Source organism: Marinimicrobium sp. C2-29, from assembly GCF_038419845.1.
GTDB lineage: Bacteria > Pseudomonadota > Gammaproteobacteria > Pseudomonadales > Cellvibrionaceae > Marinimicrobium.
This window is the reverse complement of sequence record NZ_JBCAQT010000013.1, coordinates 24822-44914: the sequence shown is the minus strand read 5'-3', so window position 1 is coordinate 44914 and position 20093 is coordinate 24822. Positions and strand designations below refer to the sequence as shown.

General features: G+C 56.8%; 21 protein-coding genes. All 21 read right to left on the bottom strand.

The window, feature by feature from the left end:
* Window positions 1-25 precede the first annotated feature (25 nt).
* The 21 genes from rpsN to rpoB all read right to left on the bottom strand — a co-directional run bounded on the left by rpsN (window position 26) and on the right by rpoB (window position 20057).
* Window positions 26-331: a 30S ribosomal protein S14 gene (gene rpsN / locus AAE484_RS13375; RefSeq protein ID WP_341938908.1), complete on the bottom strand. Its 306-nt coding sequence runs from the start codon at window positions 329-331 to the stop codon at window positions 26-28.
* Between the two features lie 10 nt (window positions 332-341).
* A complete protein-coding gene (rplE, locus tag AAE484_RS13370; protein ID WP_341938907.1) occupies window positions 342-881 on the bottom strand; it encodes a 50S ribosomal protein L5 in 540 nt (179 codons plus the stop codon).
* A gap of 6 nt (window positions 882-887) precedes the next feature.
* Window positions 888-1205, bottom strand: a complete 318-nt coding sequence (gene rplX, locus AAE484_RS13365) for a 50S ribosomal protein L24 (protein WP_341938906.1) — start codon at window positions 1203-1205, stop codon at window positions 888-890.
* A gap of 35 nt (window positions 1206-1240) precedes the next feature.
* Window positions 1241-1609 carry a 50S ribosomal protein L14 gene (gene rplN / locus AAE484_RS13360; protein ID WP_341938905.1) on the bottom strand — a complete coding sequence of 123 codons (369 nt, stop codon included), beginning with the start codon at window positions 1607-1609 and terminating at the stop codon, window positions 1241-1243.
* A 36-nt stretch (window positions 1610-1645) separates the two neighbouring features.
* Window positions 1646-1912, bottom strand: coding sequence for a 30S ribosomal protein S17 (gene rpsQ, locus AAE484_RS13355; RefSeq protein ID WP_341938904.1), 267 nt, complete (start codon window positions 1910-1912; stop codon window positions 1646-1648).
* 2 nt (window positions 1913-1914) lie between these two features.
* Complete coding sequence (gene rpmC / locus AAE484_RS13350; RefSeq protein ID WP_341938903.1) at window positions 1915-2106, bottom strand: 50S ribosomal protein L29; 192 nt, start codon at window positions 2104-2106, stop codon at window positions 1915-1917.
* A complete protein-coding gene (gene rplP / locus AAE484_RS13345; protein ID WP_341938902.1) occupies window positions 2106-2519 on the bottom strand; it encodes a 50S ribosomal protein L16 in 414 nt (137 codons plus the stop codon). Before rplP ends, rpmC begins: the two co-directional genes overlap by 1 nt.
* 12 nt (window positions 2520-2531) lie before the next feature.
* A complete protein-coding gene (gene rpsC, locus AAE484_RS13340; RefSeq protein WP_341938901.1) occupies window positions 2532-3212 on the bottom strand; it encodes a 30S ribosomal protein S3 in 681 nt (226 codons plus the stop codon).
* A gap of 13 nt (window positions 3213-3225) precedes the next feature.
* Window positions 3226-3558, bottom strand: coding sequence for a 50S ribosomal protein L22 (rplV, locus tag AAE484_RS13335; protein ID WP_341938900.1), 333 nt, complete (start codon window positions 3556-3558; stop codon window positions 3226-3228).
* A gap of 29 nt (window positions 3559-3587) precedes the next feature.
* Window positions 3588-3866, bottom strand: a complete 279-nt coding sequence (rpsS, locus tag AAE484_RS13330) for a 30S ribosomal protein S19 (RefSeq protein WP_341938899.1) — start codon at window positions 3864-3866, stop codon at window positions 3588-3590.
* 33 nt (window positions 3867-3899) lie between these two features.
* A complete protein-coding gene (gene rplB / locus AAE484_RS13325; RefSeq protein ID WP_341938898.1) occupies window positions 3900-4727 on the bottom strand; it encodes a 50S ribosomal protein L2 in 828 nt (275 codons plus the stop codon).
* Between the two features lie 13 nt (window positions 4728-4740).
* Window positions 4741-5037 (bottom strand): 50S ribosomal protein L23, encoded by a 297-nt coding sequence (gene rplW / locus AAE484_RS13320; RefSeq protein ID WP_341938897.1) that lies wholly within the window; start codon window positions 5035-5037, stop codon window positions 4741-4743.
* Window positions 5034-5648: a 50S ribosomal protein L4 gene (rplD, locus tag AAE484_RS13315; protein WP_341938896.1), complete on the bottom strand. Its 615-nt coding sequence runs from the start codon at window positions 5646-5648 to the stop codon at window positions 5034-5036. Before rplD ends, rplW begins: the two co-directional genes overlap by 4 nt.
* A 19-nt stretch (window positions 5649-5667) precedes the next feature.
* Window positions 5668-6312, bottom strand: a complete 645-nt coding sequence (gene rplC / locus AAE484_RS13310) for a 50S ribosomal protein L3 (RefSeq protein ID WP_341938895.1) — start codon at window positions 6310-6312, stop codon at window positions 5668-5670.
* A gap of 99 nt (window positions 6313-6411) precedes the next feature.
* Window positions 6412-6723, bottom strand: a complete 312-nt coding sequence (rpsJ, locus tag AAE484_RS13305) for a 30S ribosomal protein S10 (protein ID WP_007644456.1) — start codon at window positions 6721-6723, stop codon at window positions 6412-6414.
* 278 nt (window positions 6724-7001) lie between these two features.
* The gene (gene tuf / locus AAE484_RS13300) at window positions 7002-8225 is read right to left on the bottom strand and encodes an elongation factor Tu (protein ID WP_341938894.1); all 1224 of its coding nucleotides are present in this window, start codon (window positions 8223-8225) and stop codon (window positions 7002-7004) included.
* Between the two features lie 35 nt (window positions 8226-8260).
* Window positions 8261-10381, bottom strand: coding sequence for an elongation factor G (gene fusA / locus AAE484_RS13295; protein WP_341938893.1), 2121 nt, complete (start codon window positions 10379-10381; stop codon window positions 8261-8263).
* Between the two features lie 99 nt (window positions 10382-10480).
* On the bottom strand, window positions 10481-10951 hold the full coding sequence (gene rpsG, locus AAE484_RS13290; protein WP_341938892.1) for a 30S ribosomal protein S7: 471 nt from the start codon (window positions 10949-10951) through the stop codon (window positions 10481-10483).
* A gap of 140 nt (window positions 10952-11091) precedes the next feature.
* The gene (gene rpsL, locus AAE484_RS13285; protein WP_341938891.1) at window positions 11092-11463 is read right to left on the bottom strand and encodes a 30S ribosomal protein S12; all 372 of its coding nucleotides are present in this window, start codon (window positions 11461-11463) and stop codon (window positions 11092-11094) included.
* 189 nt (window positions 11464-11652) lie between these two features.
* Window positions 11653-15876: a DNA-directed RNA polymerase subunit beta' gene (rpoC, locus tag AAE484_RS13280; protein ID WP_341938890.1), complete on the bottom strand. Its 4224-nt coding sequence runs from the start codon at window positions 15874-15876 to the stop codon at window positions 11653-11655.
* Between the two features lie 95 nt (window positions 15877-15971).
* A complete protein-coding gene (gene rpoB, locus AAE484_RS13275) occupies window positions 15972-20057 on the bottom strand; it encodes a DNA-directed RNA polymerase subunit beta (RefSeq protein ID WP_341938889.1) in 4086 nt (1361 codons plus the stop codon).
* Between the last annotated feature and the right edge of the window lie 36 nt (window positions 20058-20093).

Sequence of the window (20093 nt, the reverse complement as noted above, 5' to 3'; positions counted from 1 at the left end):
CTGCTCCTAAAATTAAGCCCTTGGCTTACCAGCTGGACTTGACCAAGCCGGGGACATCACCACGCATGGCTGCTTCGCGCAGCTTATGCCGGCAAAGACCAAACTTGCGATAGACACCGTGCGGCCGACCAGTAATCCGACAGCGGCGACGAACGCGGCTGGGGCTGGCATCGCGCGGAAGTTGCTGCAGCTTGACTTGCGCTTCCCACACCTGCTCTTCCGAGGAGGCCGGATCTACAATCTTTGCCTTCAGCTCCGCACGCTTCGCGGCGTATTTGGCGACAGTACGCTCACGCTTTGCTTCACGTGCAACCATTGATTTTTTAGCCATGACGCTACCCTTAACCTTTGAACGGGAAGTTAAACGCTTTTAACAAGGCGCGACCTTCCGCGTCGTTGCGTGCGGTGGTCGTGATGCAAATATCCAGACCGCGCAACTTGTCAACCTTGTCATAATCGATCTCCGGGAAGATGATCTGCTCACCCACACCCATGGAGAAGTTACCCTGGCCGTCAAATTGCTTCGGGCTTACACCACGGAAGTCCCGGATACGGGGAATCGCGATGCTGACCAGGCGATCAAGAAACTCATACATGCGATCTTGCCGCAGAGTTACTTTACAACCGATCGGCCAACCATCCCGGATTTTGAACCCGGCAATCGACTTGCGAGCCTTGGTGATGACGACCTTCTGACCAGCCACCTTTTCAAGATCGCTGACCGCGTTGTCAAGCACTTTCTTGTCGCCCACAGCCTCACCGACGCCCATATTCAGGGTGATTTTGGTAATGCGTGGCACTTCCATCACATTTGCGAGCCCCAACTCCTCTTTCAGCTTGGGTGCGAGCTCTTTGCTGTACAGTTCTTTTAGCCTAGCCATGTCTACTTACGCCTCTACGGCTTCGCCATTGGATTTGAAAACTCGAACCTTGTCGCCGTTTTCAAGGATCTTGAAGCCCACACGATCAGCCTTCTGTGTTGCCGCGTTGTAAATGGCAACATTGGAAGCCTGCATCGCCGCTTCTTTCTCAACGATTCCGCCGGGTACGCCCATTTGCGGATTCGGTTTCTGGTGCTTCTTGATCATGTTGATGCCGGAGACAATCAGGCGGCCATCAGCCATAACGCGCGTCACTTTACCACGCTTACCTTTGTCACGACCGGCGATAACAATCACTTCGTCATCACGTTTAATTTTTCGCATTTTGTATGCCCTCAGCTCTCTGCTATTACCAGTGCTTAAAGCACTTCCGGCGCGAGAGAAATGATTTTCATGAACTTCTCGCCACGCAACTCGCGGGTCACTGGCCCGAAAATACGGGTACCGACCGGAGCATTCTGGTTGTTCAGCAGCACTGCAGCGTTGTCGTCGAACTTGATCAACGAACCATCCTGGCGGCGAACGCCTTTTTTGGTGCGTACAACTACCGCATTCATCACCTGGCCTTTTTTCACCTTACCGCGAGGAATTGCTTCCTTCACAGTAATTTTGATGATGTCCCCTACCGCGGCATAACGCCGGTGAGAACCGCCAAGAACCTTGATGCACTGAACCCGACGAGCGCCGCTGTTGTCAGCCACATCTAAGTAGGTTTCTGTTTGAATCATCGTCCGTCTCCGAAACTATTAAGTCGCCTGAAATACTTAGATCTCAGTTGCGCGCTCTTCAATGTTCACTAAAGCCCATGATTTGGTCTTTGACAGAGGACGAGACTCGGCAATTGTTACCACATCGCCAGTTCTGCAGTCATTGTTCTCATCATGTGCTTTCAGCTTTGATGACTTGCTCACGTACTTACCGTAGAGCTCGTGCTTTACGCGACGCTCGATTAGCACTGTGACGGTCTTATCCATCTTGTCGCTAACAACCTTTCCGGTCAGCGTACGAGCCAGTTTATCTGCCTGAGTCATCGTTAATTACCTGCCTTCTGTTTAAGCACCGTTTTAATTCGAGCTACATCGCGGCGAGTCTGCTTGAGCAGGTGAGTCTGACCGAGCTGGCCAGTAGCAGCCTGCATCCGCAGCTTGAACTGCTCCTTCAACTGATTGAGCAATTCGCCATTCAGCTCTTCAACGGATTTTTCCCGGAGTTCTGAAGCTTTCATCACATCACCGAACGTTTTACGAAAGTTGTTGTAATAGGCAACTTGGCCGCGGCCAGTGCGAAGGCTTCACGAGCCAGTTCTTCACTCACACCGTCCATCTCGTAGAGAACCTTGCCAGGACGGATCTGAGCCACCCAATATTCCACGTTACCCTTACCTTTACCCTGACGCACTTCCAGGGGCTTTTCAGTAATGGGCTTATCTGGAAACACGCGAATCCAGATTTTACCGCCACGTTTAATGTGACGAGTCATCGCACGACGGGCTGCCTCGATTTGGCGAGCTGTAATGCGACCGCGACCTGTAGCTTTCAAGCCAAAATCACCAAAGCTTACCTTGGCGCCCCTATGGGCCAGACCGCGATTGCGGCCCTTCATTTGCTTGCGAAACTTCGTACGCTTTGGTTGCAGCATCTTGCGTACCCCTTACTTGGACTTTGAGCCTTTTTTCTTAGGTGCAGCTTCAGCTTCGTCAATATCGCCGATCACTTCACCCTTGAAAATCCACACTTTCACACCGATGATGCCGTAGGTCGTTGCCGCTTCGGCCCCTGCGTAGTCGATATTCGCACGCAGTGTGTGCAACGGCACACGACCTTCACGGTACCACTCGCTACGAGCGATCTCGGCACCCCCCAGGCGGCCACCCACCTGGATCTTGATACCTTCCGCACCCTGACGCATGGCGTTCTGCACGGCACGCTTCATGGCACGGCGGAACATCACGCGACGCTCCAGCTGCTGAGCGACGTTCTGAGCCACCAATGAAGCATCCAGATCAGGCTTGCGGATCTCTTCAATGTTGATGTGCACGGGCACACCCATACGCTCGCTCACTTCGGCACGCAGACGATCAACATCCTCGCCTTTCTTACCGATCACAATCCCTGGACGGGCAGTGTGAATGGTGATGCGTGCCGTATTAGCGGGACGCTCAATATCAACACGGCTCACAGAAGCGCTGGACAATTTGTCCTTTATATAGGAACGCACTGCCAAATCATTGTTGAGTTTGTCTGCGTACTGGTTGCCACCGGCATACCACACTGAGGTATGCTTTTTGACGATACCCAGACGAATACCTGTCGGATTTACTTTATGACCCATAACGCCTGCTCTCTTACTGGTCGGCTACTTTTACGGTGATATGACAAGTGCGCTTAAGGATGCGATCTGCACGGCCTTTCGCGCGAGGCTTGATACGCTTCATGCGCAAACCCTCATCCACAAAAATTGTGGATACTTTCAGTTCATCGACGTCGGCGCCTTCGTTGTGTTCGGCGTTCGCAATTGCGGACTCCAGCACTTTCTTGATAAGCGCGGCGCCTTTCTTGGGGCTGAACGCCAGGAGGTCCAATGCCTCTTCGACGCCTTTACCGCGGACCTGATCGGCTACCAAGCGCGCTTTTTGCGCCGACAGACGAGCACCGCTTAATTTTGCTGCTACTTCCATCGTGTTACCTCGTAGGCACTAGTTAGCGCTTAGCGCTTTTTCGCTTTTTTGTCTGCAACGTGACCGCGATAGGTGCGGGTAGCCGCAAACTCGCCAAGTTTGTGTCCAACCATCTCTTCGTTGACCAGAACGGGCACGTGCTGACGACCATTGTGTACCGCCAGGGTCAAGCCGATCATTTCCGGCATGACCATCGAGCGCCGCGACCAGGTTTTGATTGGACGACGATCATTGTTTTCGATCGCTGTTTCGACCTTCTTAATGAGGTGAAGATCGATAAAAGGACCTTTCTTCAGTGAACGTGGCACTGTTGCTTCCTCTTTCAGCTATTGATTTATCGTTTACCGCTTACTGCGACTACGAACAATCATCTTAGTAGTGCGCTTGTTTTTGCGCGTCTTGTAACCCTTGGTAGGCATGCCCCAGGGACTGACCGGGTGACGACCACCAGAGGTACGACCTTCACCACCACCATGCGGGTGATCTACCGGGTTCATTGCCACACCGCGAACGGTCGGGCGAACACCGCGCCAGCGCTTGGCGCCAGCTTTGCCCAGTGAACGCAAGCTGTGCTCACTGTTGGAAACTTCGCCCAGAGTGGCACGACAGTTAACCAGAACCCGACGGGTCTCACCGCTGCGCAAACGCAGCGTCGCATAGGTACCATCACGTGCAACCAGCTGAACCGAAGCACCGGCGGACCGGGCTACTTGAGCACCCTTCTCCGGCTTGAGCTCAACACAGTGAACGGTGCTACCGACGGGAATGTTGCGCAAAGGCAGAGCATTACCAACCTTGATGGCTGCGGCATCACCGGACATGATCTTGTCGCCGGCTTTCAGACCTTTGGGAGCGATAATGTAGCGACGCTCACCATCGGCATAACAGACCAGTGCAATGTAGGCGGTACGATTGGGATCGTACTCCAACCGCTCAACGGTTGCCGGCACGCCATCTTTATTGCGCCGAAAATCAATTACACGGTAGTGCTGCTTGTGACCACCACCAATGTGGCGAGTGGTAATGCGACCGCCGCTGTTACGACCACCGCTCTTTGATTTCTTTTCCAACAAAGGGGCATACGGCGCGCCTTTGTGCAACTCCGGGTTAACGACACTTACTACAAAGCGGCGACCGGGAGAGGTTGGTTTACGTTTTACAATAGGCATTGCAACAATCCTCTTACTCAGCTACCGCAAAGTCGATATCCTGACCTTGCTCGAGACGAACGTAGGCCTTCTTCCAGTCATTGCGCTTGCCGATACCAAACCGAGTGCGACGGGTCTTACCCTTGACGTTCATGGTGCGAACGGCCTCGACTTTGACATCAAACAGCGCCTGTACGGCCGCTTTAATTTCCAGCTTGCTGGCGTCGGTGGATACTTTAAACACCACCTGGTTGCCATTCTCGCCCGCCATCGCAGACTTTTCGGACACTACCGGTCCCAGCAAGACTTTGTAGATTCGCTCTTGGTTCATCCCAGGATCTCCTCGAACTTTTTCAGAGCCGGAACAGTAATCACAACCTTGTCAAATCCAATCAGGGCCACCGGATCTACACCCTGAACATCGCGCACATCAACTTTGTGCAGGTTACGCGAGGCGAGATACAGGTTCTCATTGAGCTCTTCGGTCACAATCAACGCTTCGGACAAGTCGTACTGAGCCAGCTTCTGAACGAGATTCTTGGTTTTGGGGCCGTCGACATTGAAGTCTTCCACCACCACCAAACGCTCCTGGCGATTCAGCTCGGAAAGGATGCAACGCAACGCAGCGCGGTACATCTTCTTGTTCAGCTTCTGCTCGAAGTTACGCGGCTTGGCAGCGAATGCCTTACCACCGGAGCGCCAGATCGGGCTGCGGATGGTGCCGGCACGAGCGCGACCGGTGCCTTTCTGGCGCCAGGGCTTCTTGCCACCGCCGGATACTTCCGAGCGGGTTTTCTGTGCCTTGGTCCCCTGACGAGCACCCGCCAGGAAGGCGACTACCGCCTGGTGCACCAGGTCTTGATTAAACTCTTTACCAAACGCCACCTCGGATACGTTCATCGTATCGTTGGCACCATCGGGTTTTACAATATTCAATTCCATGGTCGTTTCCCCTCGGACATTAACCGTTACTGCGCGCTTTAACTGCGGGACGAACAATCACGTCACCGCCCGGAGCTCCGGGAATGGCGCCCTTGACCAGCAGCAGATTGCGCTCAGCATCGACCCTGACCACCTGCAGATTCTGAACAGTAACCTGCTCGGAACCCATGTGACCAGACATCTTTTTGCCCTTAAAGACGCGACCCGGGGTCTGACATTGTCCGATGGAGCCGGGTGCACGGTGAGAAAGTGAGTTGCCGTGAGTGGCGTCTTGCATGGAAAAATTCCAACGCTTAACGGTACCGGCGAAACCCTTACCTTTGGAGGTGCCGGTGACATCGATCATCTGGCCTACCTCAAAGGTATCGACCGAGATCTCTGCACCAACTTCGAAAGTTTCTTGAGTGTTGTTACGCAATTCCCACAAACCACGTCCGGCTTCGGCATTTGCCTTGGCATAGTGGCCCGCCTGGGCTTTGGTAACACGTGAGGCGCGACGAGACCCTACGGTGACCTGCACAGCAGAGTAACCGTCGGTTTCTACATTCTTCACCTGGGTGACGCGATTGGGAGAGACCTCAATCACGGATACAGGAATGGAAACACCATCATCGGTAAATATACGAGTCATGCCGCTCTTGCGGCCGACAATACCAATCGTCATGTTGCTAACCTCTCAGTGTACGGGGCTTTTACCCGCTATGGCCGCCCATTTCAGAGCGTTACACAAGGCCGACCGAAGCCGGCGTGACATTTACTTGTTTTAGCCGAGACTAATTTGAACCTCAACACCCGCAGCCAGATCCAGCTTCATCAGGGCGTCAACAGTTTTCTCAGTAGGCTCAACGATATCGAGCAAACGCTTGTGTGTCCGAATCTCGTACTGATCGCGCGCGTCTTTGTTGACGTGCGGAGAAATCAATACAGTGAAGCGCTCTTTGCGAGTCGGCAGCGGAATCGGGCCACGGACTTGTGCGCCTGTGCGCTTTGCGGTCTCAACGATCTCCTGGGTAGAAGCATCGATGAGCTTGTGATCAAAAGCCTTCAGGCGAATCCGAATGCGTTGATTCTGCATGTGAACCAAACTCCAGTAATAAACTTTAAAGAACTATCCAAATTGGCTGTGGCTCGCGAGCTCGGCTCGTTGAGTCCCTGCAAAATGGAGGCGCAATTCTAATGGCGGACCCTACTCCTGTCAAGGGAAAACCCGGAGATAATGCAAAAATCCCTGCAAACCGCCAAAACCTTAAAAATCAATAACTTATCTGCCCAAACGGAGGCAAAAACGACCACCTCCGTCCGGAGCACAAAAAAAGGGCCCCGTGAGAGGCCCTCATTTGGCGCTGTAGGCGTTTACTCGACGATCTTGGAGACCACGCCGGCACCGACAGTACGACCGCCTTCGCGGACCGCAAAGCGCAGACCTTCTTCCATCGCCACCGGGTGAATCAGAGTCACGCTCATTTTCACGTTGTCGCCCGGCATGACCATCTCAACGCCTTCGGGCAGCTCGCAAGCGCCAGTCACGTCAGTGGTACGGAAGTAGAACTGCGGACGGTAGCCCTTGAAGAACGGAGTGTGACGGCCGCCTTCGTCTTTGGACAGTACGTACACTTCGCCTTCGAACTTGGCGTGCGGGGTCACTGAACCCGGCTTGGCCAGCACCTGGCCACGCTCAACTTCGTCACGCTTGGTACCGCGCAGCAGTACACCAACGTTCTCACCGGCACGACCCTCGTCCAGCATCTTGCGGAACATCTCAACACCGGTACAAACGGTCTTGGTGGTGTCTTTCAGACCGACGATTTCCAGCTCTTCGCCGACTTTGACCACGCCGCGCTCTACACGACCGGTCACAACCGTACCGCGACCGGAGATGGAGAACACGTCTTCCACCGGCATCAGGAACGGCTGATCAATGGCGCGCTCGGGCTCCGGAATGTACTCGTCCAGCGCCTCAACCAGCTTCTTGACAGCAGTGCTGCCCAGCTCGTTGTCGTCTTCGCCGTTCAGAGCCATCAGGGCAGAGCCCGGGATGATCGGGGTGTCATCGGCAAACTCGTAGCTCTCGAGCAGCTCTCGCAGCTCCATTTCGACCAGCTCGAGCATCTCGTTGTATTCTTCGGTGCCCACGCCGCCGCAGTCTTCGGCCAGCAGGTCTGCCTTGTTCAGGAACACAACGATCTTGGGTACACCCACCTGGCGAGACAGCAGGATGTGCTCGCGAGTCTGCGGCATGGGGCCGTCAGTCGCGCCACACACCAGAATCGCGCCGTCCATCTGAGCGGCACCGGTGATCATGTTCTTCACATAGTCGGCGTGGCCCGGGCAGTCAACGTGCGCGTAGTGACGCGTCGGTGACTCATACTCGACGTGGGAGGTGGCAATGGTGATGCCGCGCTCTTTCTCTTCCGGCGCATTATCAATACCGTCGAAAGCCATGGCCGAACCCGACCCCCACACTTCGTGACAGACGCGGGTCAGTGCCGCGGTCAGAGTGGTTTTGCCGTGGTCTACGTGACCGATGGTGCCCACATTGACGTGGGGCTTACTGCGTTCAAACTTTGCTTTAGCCACTATCTTGTTCCTCTAAATTATATGCAAATCAGAAATTAGTCGTCTTTGGCCACTTTGCTCTTGGAAATGACCTCGTCGGCAATATTGCGTGGAGCTTCGGCGTAGCCTTTGAACTCCATGACATAGGTTGCTCGCCCCTGAGTGGCCGAGCGCAGATCCGTCGCATACCCAAACATCTCCGCCAGAGGCACCTCAGCATTAATGGTCTTGCCTGAGACGCCATCTTCCATACCCTGGATCATACCGCGACGACGGTTCAAATCACCAACCACATCGCCCATGTTCTCTTCCGGGGTCACCACTTCCACTTTCATGACCGGCTCCAGCAGCACGGCGCCACCTTGCTGAGCAAGTTTCTTGGTCGCCATGGAGGCGGCGATTTTGAACGCCATCTCGTTGGAGTCGACATCGTGGAAGGAGCCGTCATACAGAGTTGCCTTCAGGCCCAGCAGCGGATAGCCGGCCAGAACACCATTCTGCATCTGCTCGGAGATACCTTTCTGTACCGCAGGGATATATTCTTTGGGTACCGCGCCGCCAACGATCTCGTTGGAAAACTCCAGACCTTCGGCGTCTTCATCTTCACCCACGGTGAATCGGATCCAGACGTGGCCATACTGACCGCGGCCACCGGATTGCCGCACAAATTTGCCTTCGATTTCGCAGGTGTTGCGAATCGCTTCGCGGTAAGCCACCTGGGGCTTGCCGATATTGGCGTCGACTTTAAATTCACGCCGCATACGATCGACAATGATGTCCAGGTGCAACTCACCCATACCGCCGATGATGGTCTGGCCGCTCTCTTCATCCGTTCTCACGGTGAATGAGGGGTCTTCCTGGGCCAGTTTGCCCAGCGCAACGCCCATCTTTTCCTGGTCTGCCTTGGTCTTGGGCTCAACCGCCACGTGGATAACCGGATCCGGGAACTCCATCCGCTCCAGGGTGATCACGTGGTTGGGGTCACAGAGAGTGTCACCGGTAGTGACGTCTTTCAGACCCACAGCCGCCGCGATATCGCCCGACAGCACCTCTTTGATTTCCTCACGGTTGTTCGAGTGCATCTGCACCATACGGCCAACACGCTCTTTCTTGCTCTTGACCGGGTTGAACACCGGGTCACCCGAATTGAGCTTGCCCGAGTAGACGCGGAAGAACGTCAGAGTGCCCACAAAGGGGTCAGTCGCGATCTTGAACGCCAGCGCGGCAAAGGGCGCGTCGTCATCCGCTTCGCGGGTTTCAACGGTGTCCTTGCCATCGTCCAGGATACCTTCAATCGGACGAACCTGGTTGGGAGCGGGCAAGTATTCGATCACCGCATCCAGCACGGCCTGAACACCTTTGTTCTTGAACGCTGAACCGCCCAGTACCGGAACGATTTCGTTTGCGAGGGTGCGCGAACGGATACCGGCCTTGATTTCGTCGTTGGTCAGCTCGCCCTCTTCGAGGTATTTGTCCATAAACTCTTCATTGGCTTCGGCGGCCGCTTCCATCAAGTACTCGCGCATTTTGTCGCACGTGTCTTTCAGCTCGTCCGGAATTTCCGCGTAATCGAAGCTCATGCCCAGATCCGCTTCATTCCAGAGAATCGCCTTCATTTCCACCAGATCGACCACACCTTTGAAGTCTTCTTCGGTGCCGATCGTCATCTGCAGCGGCACGGCGTTGGCGCCGAGACGGGTTCTCAGTTGCTCAACCACACGTTCGAAGTTGGCGCCGGTACGGTCCATCTTGTTGACGAAGACCATGCGCGGCACTTCGTATTTGTTGGCCTGACGCCAGACCGTCTCGGTCTGCGGCTGGACGCCGGAGGAGCCACACAGAACCACGACCGCGCCATCAAGCACCCGCAGCGAACGCTCAACTTCAATGGTGAAGTCAACGTGCCCGGGGGTGTCAATGATGTTGATGCGGTGCTCGTCGAACTGCTTGCCCATACCCTGCCAGAAGCAGGTAGTCGCCGCAGAGGTAATGGTAATACCACGCTCCTGCTCCTGCTCCATCCAGTCCATGGTAGCGGCGCCGTCGTGAACTTCACCCACTTTGTGAGAAAGGCCGGTGTAGAACAAGACGCGTTCGGTAGTGGTGGTCTTACCCGCGTCTACGTGGGCGACGATACCGATGTTGCGGTAGCGTGCGATAGGAGTTTTACGTGCCACGACTGTATCCCCAATTGCTAATTCATCAAAACGGGAAAAGGCAGCCCTCCGGCTGCCCTCACCCTCTCATCTTTCTCTGCGCTTTGGCGTCGATCGGCCTTAGAAGCGGTAGTGCGAGAAGGCCTTGTTGGCCTCGGCCATACGGTGGACATCTTCACGCTTTCTGACCGCGGCGCCCTTGCCTTGTGAGGCGTCAATCAGCTCACCGGCCAGACGCTGGGGCATGGACTTCTCACTGCGGTTGCGGGAGAAGTCTACCAGCCAGCGCATTGCCAGGGCGTGGCGACGACTGGGACGGACTTCGACCGGGACCTGGTAAGTCGCACCACCCACACGGCGGGATTTCACTTCCACCAGCGGAGCGATGTTATCCAGCGCCTCATCAAACACTTCGACGGGATCACGGTTGAGCTTGGCCTCTACAGACTCAAGGGCGCCGTATACGATACGCTCCGCCACCGCCTTTTTACCGCTAACCATCACGTGGTTCATAAACTTCGCCAGCGTCACATTGCCGTATTTGGGATCCGGCAGAATCTCGCGCTTGGCGACAACTCTTCTTCTTGGCATCTTAAATAGCCTCTCTTCAGGATTTGTCTAAGACTCCAGCGGACTGGCCGCTGCGCTTAGCCTTACTCGGTTCGCGCCCCAAGGGGCGTCACCGAAAACGCATTGCAACCCTGGGGAGCCCTGGGGCTACCCGGTTCGGGTTACTTGGGTCGCTTGGTACCGTACTTGGAACGGCCCTGACGACGGTTGTTGACCCCGGAGGTATCGAGTGAACCGCGCACGGTGTGATAACGCACACCGGGCAAGTCCTTTACACGACCGCCACGAATCAGAACAACGCTGTGCTCCTGCAAGTTGTGCCCTTCACCACCGATGTAAGACGACACTTCAAAGCCGTTGGTCAGACGCACGCGGCAAACTTTCCGCAGCGCCGAGTTGGGCTTCTTCGGCGTGGTGGTGTAAACGCGGGTGCAAACGCCGCGCTTCTGAGGGTTGGCTTGCAGAGCGGGAACGTCGCTCTTCTGAACCCTGCGTTTTCTCGGCTTACGAACCAACTGGTTGATCGTTGCCATGAAAATAAACTCCACAAGTATTAAAACACCTTCTCAGCGAAGGCTTGATTAAAGAGAGCGGCTTAAACCGCTCCCCACTTTGGAAAAAGCGGGTGGCGCATTGTAATGACGCGGACCCCCGACGTCAAGCCAAAGCTCAAACAGCCGGGGCGCCCGGGACGTATCCCGGCACACCACCTGATCTTCCCGTTAGTTGCTGGACTTGAGCGCCTCGGTCAGAGCCGCTTCGACATCCTCGGCGCTCACGCCGGCATCGGGCAGATCCTGGGCGATCTCGCGCTGGCGCTTGCGCTCAGCGTGATAGGCCAGGCCGGTACCCGCCGGAATCAGACGACCGACGACCACGTTCTCCTTCAGACCCGCCAGGCCATCCTTCTTGCCGGTGACCGCCGCTTCGGTCAATACGCGGGTGGTCTCCTGGAAAGAGGCCGCCGAGATGAAGGATTCGGTCGCCAGAGATGCCTTGGTGATACCCAGCAGCTCGCGCTCGAACTGCGCCGGCTGCCGATCTTCCGAGCGCAACCGCTCGTTCTGCTCGAGCACCGCGCTGAGCTCGACCTGCTCGCCCTTCACGAAGCTGGAATCACCCATCTCCGTGATGAGCACCTTGCGCAGCATCTGCCGCACGATGGTCTCAACGTGCTTGTCGTTGATTTTCACGCCCTGCAGACGGTAGACGTCCTGGATCTCGTTGGTGATGTAGTGGGCCAGAGCTTCAATGCCCTGCAAGCGCAGAATATCGTGCGGATTGCTGGGACCATCGGAGATCATCTCGCCTTTTTCTACTTTTTCACCCTCAAACACGTTCAACTGGCGGTGTTTGGGAATCAGCACTTCGTAATGCGTTGAGCCGTCAGGCAGCGGCTGCCCATCGGTGGGGGTAATCACCAGGCGGCGCTTGCCTTTGGTTTCCTTGCCGAAGCTCACTGTGCCCGAGATCTCCGCCAGGATGGACGGCTCTTTGGGCTTGCGTGCTTCGAACAGGTCAGCCACTCGCGGCAGACCACCGGTAATGTCACGGGTCTTGGAGCCTTCCTGCGGGATACGTGCGATGACGTCACCCACCTGAATCTCCTGATTATCCGCGATGCTCAGGATCGCCATGGCCGGCAGCATATAGTGCGCGGGCGCATTGGAGTTGGCCTGAATCAGCTCATTACCCTCTTCGTCCACCAGGGTAACGGCGGGACGAAGGTCCTTGCCGGCCGAGGGACGCTCACTGGTATCGAGCACCTCGATGGAGCTCAAGCCGGTCAGCTCGTCGGTCTGGCGACGAATCGACAGACCATCTTCCATCCCGGTAAAGCGGACTTTACCGGCCACTTCACTGACAATCGGGTGAGTGTGCGGATCCCACTTGGCGATGATCTGGCCGCTATCGACCATCTCACCATCCTTGACCGTGATCAGCGCGCCGTACGGAATCTTGTAGCGCTCGCGCTCACTGCCGGTGGCATCGGCCACGGCCAGCTCGCCGGAGCGGGAGACCGCCACCAGGTGGCCATCGGAGTTGGTCACTACCTTCACGTTGATCAGGCGAACCTTACCTTCCTGCTTGACCTGAACATTGTCAGCGGCGGAGGCACGCGACGCGGCACCACCGATGTGGAAGGTACGCATGGTCAGCTGGGTGCCCGGCTCACCAATGGACTGGGCGGCGATGACGCCGACCGCCTCACCCTGGTTGACGCGATGGCCGCGGGCCAGGTCACGCCCGTAACACATGGAGCAGACACCGGTACGAGCGGAACAGGTCACCGGAGAACGCACGATCACTTCGTCGATGCCCATGGATTCGACACGCTCGACCCAGGCTTCGTCGATCATGGTGCCGGCGGGCATCAGGATCTCGTCACTGCCCGGACGAACCACATCACGAGCGATGATACGCCCCAGAATACGGTCGCCCAGGGATTCGATCACGTCGCCGCCTTCAATGACCGGCGCCATTTTCAGACCTTCGTCGGTGCCACAATCGACCATGGTCACCACCAGATCCTGGGACACGTCCACCAGACGACGGGTCAGGTAACCCGAGTTCGCCGTCTTCAGTGCCGTATCCGCCAGACCCTTACGAGCACCGTGCGTGGAAATAAAGTACTGAAGAACGTTCAGACCTTCACGGAAGTTGGCCACAATCGGGGTTTCAATGATCGAGCCATCCGGACGGGCCATCAGACCGCGCATACCCGCCAGCTGACGGATCTGGGCGGGGGAACCCCGCGCACCGGAATCGGCGTACATGAAGACCGAGTTGAACGAATCCTGCTCTTCGTCTTCACCGTCGCGATTGACCACGGTCTCTTTACTGATGCCTTCCATCATCGAGTTGGCCACCAGGTCGTTGGCCCGGGACCAGATATCGATGACCTTGTTGTACTTCTCGCCCTGGGTCACCAGACCGGACGCAAACTGGGTCTCAATCTCTTTCACTTCCTTTTCCGCGCGGGCAATGATGCCGGCTTTGGATTCGGGAATGGTGAAGTCATTCACGCCAATGGAGGCGCCTGACTTGGTCGAGAAGTCATAACCCATGTACATCAGCTGATCGGCAAAAATCACCGTGGACTTCAGACCGACGACACGATAGCAGTGGTTGATGACCGCCGAGATGGCCTTTTTCACCATTGCCCGGTTGATCAACTCCAGTGGGATGCCCTTGGGCGCAATGTCCCACAGCAGCATACGACCGACGGTGGTATCGACCACGTGGGTTTTCTCTTCGCGCTCACCCTCGGTACCGAACAGGGTTTCGTTGACGCGTACCTTTACCCGCGCCTGCAGGTCCACCCGCTGAGAGTAGTAGGCGCGCGACACTTCGGCCACATCGGAAAACACCATGCCTTCGCCCAGCGCATTCACCCGCTCGCGGGTCATCCAGTAGAGACCCAATACCACGTCCTGTGACGGTACGATGATGGGGTCACCCGAGGCCGGCGACAGAATGTTGTTGGTGGACATCATCAGCGCGCGCGACTCGAGCTGGGCTTCCAGGGTCAGCGGTACGTGGACCGCCATCTGGTCACCATCAAAGTCGGCGTTATAGGCCGCACAGACCAGCGGATGCAGCTGGATCGCTTTACCTTCAATCAGGACCGGCTCAAAGGCCTGGATGCCCAGACGGTGAAGCGTCGGTGCGCGGTTCAACAGCACCGGGTGCTCGCGGATCACCTCTTCCAGGATATCCCAGACCACGCCCTCTTCGCGCTCGACCATTTTCTTGGCGGCTTTGATCGTGGTGGCCAGACCGCGCAGCTCCAGCTTGCTGAAGATGAACGGCTTGAACAGCTCCAGTGCCATCTTCTTGGGCAGACCACACTGGTGCAGGCGCAGGGTCGGGCCCACAACGATCACCGAACGACCGGAGTAGTCCACCCGCTTGCCCAGCAGGTTCTGACGGAAGCGACCCTGCTTGCCCTTGATCATGTCGGCCAGGGACTTGAGCGGACGCTTGTTGGAGCCGGTGATGGCCCGACCGCGACGGCCGTTATCCAGCAGAGCGTCGACGGATTCCTGCAGCATGCGCTTTTCGTTGCGCACGATGATGTCGGGCGCGTTCAGGTCAAGAAGGCGCTTCAGACGGTTGTTCCGGTTGATCACCCGGCGATACAGATCGTTCAGATCCGAGGTGGCGAACCGACCGCCGTCCAGCGGGACCAGCGGACGCAGATCCGGCGGCAGCACCGGCAGCACTTCCATGACCATCCACTCGGGCTTGTTGCCGGAGAAAAGGAAAGCTTCCAGCAGCTTCAAGCGCTTGGAGAACTTCTTGATCTTGGTTTCGCTGTTGGTGTTCGGGATCTCTTCGCGCAGGCGATTGACTTCCGATTCCAGGTCGATGTCTTTCATCAACAACTGGATCGCTTCGGCGCCCATGCGGGCATCGAACTCGTCACCGAACTCTTCCATGGACTCGAAGTACTGCTCATCGGTCAGCAGCTGACCGCGCTCGAGCGTGGTCATACCCGGATCGACCACCACGTAGGATTCAAAGTACAACACCCGCTCGATGTCGCGCAGGGTCATATCGAGCAGCAGGCCGATACGGCTGGGCAGAGACTTCAGGAACCAGATGTGTGCCACGGGGCTGGCGAGCTGGATGTGGCCCATCCGCTCACGGCGCACCTTGGCCAGCGTCACTTCGACGCCGCACTTCTCGCAGATGATACCGCGGTGCTTCATGCGCTTGTATTTGCCGCACAGGCACTCGTAGTCTTTGACCGGGCCAAAGATCTTGGCGCAGAACAGACCTTCGCGCTCCGGCTTGAACGTGCGGTAGTTAATGGTTTCGGGTTTTTTCACTTCCCCGAATGACCAGGACCGAATCAATTCTGGCGAGGCCAGACTGATGCGAATAGCATCAAATTCTTCGACTTGTCCCTGGGACTTGAGCAAATTCAGTAAGTCTTTCAAGGCGTTTTCTCCAGTAAGCTCCAGTGGGCATCAGTGCGTTTGTTCCGCACAGCGGGGCCGAAATCGGCCCCGCACCTTAAGTGGGTGCAGCGGGGCTAGTCGTCTTGCTCCAGCTCCATACTGATCCCGAGCGAGCGAATCTCTTTCACCAGCACGTTGAACGATTCGGGCATACCCGGCTCCATCCGGTGGTCGCCATCCACGATGTTCTTGTACATCTTGGTACGACCGGCCACATCGTCTGACTTGACCGTCAGCATCTCCTGCAGCGTATAGGCCGCGCCGTAAGCTTCCAGTGCCCAGACTTCCATCTCACCGAAGCGCTGACCACCGAACTGAGCCTTACCACCCAACGGCTGCTGAGTCACCAGACTGTAAGAGCCGGTAGAGCGGGCGTGCATCTTGTCGTCTACCAGGTGGTTCAACTTGAGCATGTACATGTAGCCGACCGTGACCGGACGGGTAAACTTGTCACCGGTACGCCCATCGTACAGTACACACTGGCCCGATTCCGGGAAGTCCGCCAACTTCAGCAGCGCCTTGATCTCGTACTCCTGGGCACCGTCGAACACCGGTGTGGCCATAGGCACACCGCCGCAGAGGTTGCGCGCCAACTCGAGAATATCCTCGTCACTGAAAGACGCCAGATCTTCTTTGGTCAGGGAGTCGCCCGTCTTGTTGTAGATCTCTTCAAGGAACGCGCGAATATCCTTGACGGCCTTCTGCTGTTGCAGCATGCCGTTGATCTTGTCGCCCAGTCCCTTGGCGGCCATGCCCAGGTGGGTTTCGAGAATCTGACCGACGTTCATGCGCGAAGGCACACCCAGAGGGTTCAGCACGATATCCACCGGCTGGCCTTTCTCATCGTACGGCATGTCTTCCACCGGCATGATCACCGAGATCACACCCTTGTTACCGTGACGGCCGGCCATCTTGTCACCAGGCTGAACCCGGCGTTTGATGGCGAGGTACACCTTGACGATTTTCAGCACACCGGGTGCCAGATCGTCGCCGGAAGACAGTTTGCGCTTCTTGTCCTCAAAGCGGTCATCCAGAATCTTACGCCGCTCGATCAACTGAGCCTCGGCCGAGTCCAGCTGCTCATTGAGGGCGTCATCCGCCATCCGCAGTTTGAACCACTGGTCTTTATCCAGTTCGTCCAGAGTTTCCTCGGTGAGCACATCGCCTTTCTTGACGCCCTTGCCGGAAGAGACCTTCTGGCCGGCCAGCGCCTCGCGCAGACGACCGAAGATCGCGCGCTCGACAATGCGGTATTCTTCGTTGAGGTCCTTGCGCACCTCGTTCAGCTGATCGCGCTCGATCTCCAGGCTGCGCTGATCTTTTTCCAGACCATCGCGGGTGAAGACCTGAACATCAATCACGGTACCCTTGGTGCCGGCCGGAACGCGCAGAGAGGTATCCTTCACGTCCGAGGCTTTCTCACCGAAGATGGCACGCAGAAGCTTCTCTTCCGGTGTGAGCTGGGTTTCGCCCTTGGGCGTTACCTTGCCGACCAGAATGTCGCCGCCGCCCACTTCAGCACCAATATAGACAATACCGGATTCGTCCAGCTTGCCCAGAGCGCTTTCACCGACGTTGGGGATGTCCGAGGAGATTTCCTCGCTACCCAGCTTGGTATCGCGGGCAATACAGGTAAGCTCCTGAATGTGAATACTGGTGAAACGGTCTTCCTGCACCACGCGCTCGGAGATCAGGATCGAATCTTCGAAGTTGTAGCCGTTCCAGGGCATGAACGCGATGCGCATGTTCTGACCCAGAGCCAGCTCGCCCATATCGACCGAGGGGCCGTCGGCGAGAATATCGCCTCGAGCGACGGTATCGCCCACATTGACGATCGGGCGCTGGTTGATGCAGGTGTTCTGGTTTGAACGGGTGTACTTGATCAGGTTGTAGATGTCGACCCCGGCCTCACCTTCGACCACTTCATCGGCGTTGACCTTGATCACGATCTTGCCCGCATCGACGCTGTCCACGGTACCACCGTGCAAAGCCACCACACAGACACCGGAGTCCGAGGCGACATTGCGCTCCATACCGGTACCCACCAGGGGCTTGTCGGCACGCAGTGTCGGAACCGCCTGACGCTGCATGTTTGAACCCATCAGGGCGCGGTTGGCGTCATCGTGCTCCAGGAACGGAATCAGCGCGGCGGCCACAGAGACCACCTGGCGGGGAGAGACGTCCATCAACTGGACTTCTTCCGGGCCTTTGAGGTTGAATTCGTTCTGGTGACGAACCGAAACCAGCTCTTCGCACAGCTTGCCGTTTTTGTCGAGCTTGGCCGAAGCCTGGGCAATCACAAATTCGGATTCGTTGATGGCTGACAGGAACTCGATGTCATCGGTGACCTTGCCGTCGATTACTTTGCGGTAGGGCGTTTCCAGAAAGCCATAGTCGTTGGTGCGCGAGTAGGTCGCCAGGGAGTTGATCAGACCAATGTTCGGTCCCTCCGGCGTCTCAATCGGGCAGACCCGACCGTAGTGGGTCGGATGCACGTCACGCACCTCAAAGCCGGCGCGCTCACGGGTCAGGCCGCCCGGGCCGAGAGCCGAGACGCGACGCTTGTGGGTCACTTCCGACAGAGGGTTGTTCTGGTCCATGAACTGGGACAGCTGAGATGAGCCAAAGAACTCTTTCACCGCCGCCGCCACCGGCTTGGCGTTGATCAGATCCTGAGGCATCAGGCCTTCGCTCTCGGCCATGGACAGGCGCTCTTTGACCGCCCGCTCGACGCGGACCAAGCCCACACGGAACTGGTTTTCGGCCATCTCGCCCACAGAGCGCACGCGACGGTTACCCAGGTGGTCAATATCGTCCACAGTGCCCTGACCGTTACGGATGGACACCAGTGTCTTGAGTACGTCGACAATATCCTGATTCGACAGAGTGCCTTCGCCGGTTTCTTCCTCGCGTCCAAGACGACGGTTGAACTTCATCCGCCCGACGTAGGACAGGTCGTACCGATCCTGACTGAAGAACAGGTTCTGGAACAGTGCCTCGGCCGACTCCTTGGTGGGCGGCTCGCCCGGGCGCATCATGCGGTAGATTTCCACCAGCGCTTCGAGCTCAGTGCGAGTGGGGTCCAGCCGCAGGGTGTCGGAGATGAATGGACCGCAATCGAGTTCGTTGGTGTACAGCGTCTCGATGGTTTTGGCACCGGTTTTGGCCAGAGTCTCGAGGACTTCTTCGGTAATCTCGGTATTACACTCAACCAGCAGCTCGCCGGTTTCGCTATCGATCACATCGTGCGCCAGAGCGCGGCCCAGCAGGTACTCGGGCGGAACTTCCATCTGATCGACGCCGGCCTTCTCCAGCTTGGTGATGTGCCGTGCGGTAATACGACGGCCTTCCTCGATCAGCACCTTGCCTTTCTTGTCCTTGATGTCGAAAGTGGCCACGTCGCCACGCAGACGCGCCGGCACCACTTCAAAGATGAAGTTGCCGTCGTCGGCCACCTGGAAGGTGCTGGTGTCGTAGAACATGTCCAGCATTTCCTGGGAACTGTACCCCAGCGCGCGCATGAGAATGGTCGCCGGCAACTTGCGGCGACGGTCGATGCGCACATAGACCAGATCTTTCGGGTCAAATTCAAAGTCCAGCCAGGAGCCACGGTAAGGGATGACCCGGGCTGAATAGAGCAGCTTGCCGGATGAGTGTGTCTTGCCCTTATCGTGGTCGAAGAACACACCCGGAGAACGGTGCAGCTGTGACACGATGACACGCTCGGTGCCGTTGATCACAAAAGTGCCGTTTTCGGTCATCACGGGGATTTCACCCATGTACACTTCCTGTTCTTTGATATCCTTGATCGCCTTGTTGGAAGAGTCGCGATCATAAATAATCAGCCGCACTTTCACGCGCAGCGGCACAGCGTAGGTTACGCCGCGCAGAATACATTCGTTGACATCAAAGGCCGCTTTGCCGAGGTTGTAGCTGACATACTCAAGCGCCGCGTTGCCTGAATAACTAACAATGGGGAAAACGGAGCGAAATGCCGCGTGCAGACCCATATCAGCCCGCTCCTCGGCGGGTGTCTCGGCCTGGGCAAATCGTCTGTACGAATCCAGCTGAATTGCCAAGAGGTAAGGAACATCCATGACATGCGGCAGTTTGCCGAAGTCCTTACGGATACGTTTTTTCTCAGTATATGAGTAAGCCATCTGTAATCCCCAGCTTGTTCACGGATCGGGCTCGAT

Excerpts from the sequence above, each read along its gene's own strand:
- rpsL (WP_341938891.1), bottom strand. The coding sequence starts at position 11,463 with ATGGCAACGATCAACCAGTTGGTTCGTAAGCCGAGAAAACGCAGGGTT.
- rplE (WP_341938907.1), bottom strand. The coding sequence starts at position 881 with ATGGCTAGGCTAAAAGAACTGTACAGCAAAGAGCTCGCACCCAAGCTG.
- rpsN (WP_341938908.1), bottom strand. The coding sequence starts at position 331 with ATGGCTAAAAAATCAATGGTTGCACGTGAAGCAAAGCGTGAGCGTACT.
- rpsC (WP_341938901.1), bottom strand. The coding sequence starts at position 3,212 with ATGGGTCATAAAGTAAATCCGACAGGTATTCGTCTGGGTATCGTCAAA.
- rplW (WP_341938897.1), bottom strand. The coding sequence starts at position 5,037 with ATGAACCAAGAGCGAATCTACAAAGTCTTGCTGGGACCGGTAGTGTCC.
- rpsG (WP_341938892.1), bottom strand. The coding sequence starts at position 10,951 with ATGCCAAGAAGAAGAGTTGTCGCCAAGCGCGAGATTCTGCCGGATCCC.
- rplV (WP_341938900.1), bottom strand. The coding sequence starts at position 3,558 with ATGGAAGTAGCAGCAAAATTAAGCGGTGCTCGTCTGTCGGCGCAAAAA.
- rplC (WP_341938895.1), bottom strand. The coding sequence starts at position 6,312 with ATGACGATTGGTATTGTCGGCCGCAAGAGCGGCATGACTCGTATATTT.
- rpoB (WP_341938889.1), bottom strand. The coding sequence starts at position 20,057 with ATGGCTTACTCATATACTGAGAAAAAACGTATCCGTAAGGACTTCGGC.
- rpmC (WP_341938903.1), bottom strand. The coding sequence starts at position 2,106 with ATGAAAGCTTCAGAACTCCGGGAAAAATCCGTTGAAGAGCTGAATGGC.
- rplX (WP_341938906.1), bottom strand. The coding sequence starts at position 1,205 with ATGCGAAAAATTAAACGTGATGACGAAGTGATTGTTATCGCCGGTCGT.
- rpsJ (WP_007644456.1), bottom strand. The coding sequence starts at position 6,723 with ATGCAGAATCAACGCATTCGGATTCGCCTGAAGGCTTTTGATCACAAG.
- rpsQ (WP_341938904.1), bottom strand. The coding sequence starts at position 1,912 with ATGACTCAGGCAGATAAACTGGCTCGTACGCTGACCGGAAAGGTTGTT.
- rplB (WP_341938898.1), bottom strand. The coding sequence starts at position 4,727 with ATGCCTATTGTAAAACGTAAACCAACCTCTCCCGGTCGCCGCTTTGTA.
- rplD (WP_341938896.1), bottom strand. The coding sequence starts at position 5,648 with ATGGAATTGAATATTGTAAAACCCGATGGTGCCAACGATACGATGAAC.
- rplP (WP_341938902.1), bottom strand. The coding sequence starts at position 2,519 with ATGCTGCAACCAAAGCGTACGAAGTTTCGCAAGCAAATGAAGGGCCGC.
- rplN (WP_341938905.1), bottom strand. The coding sequence starts at position 1,609 with ATGATTCAAACAGAAACCTACTTAGATGTGGCTGACAACAGCGGCGCT.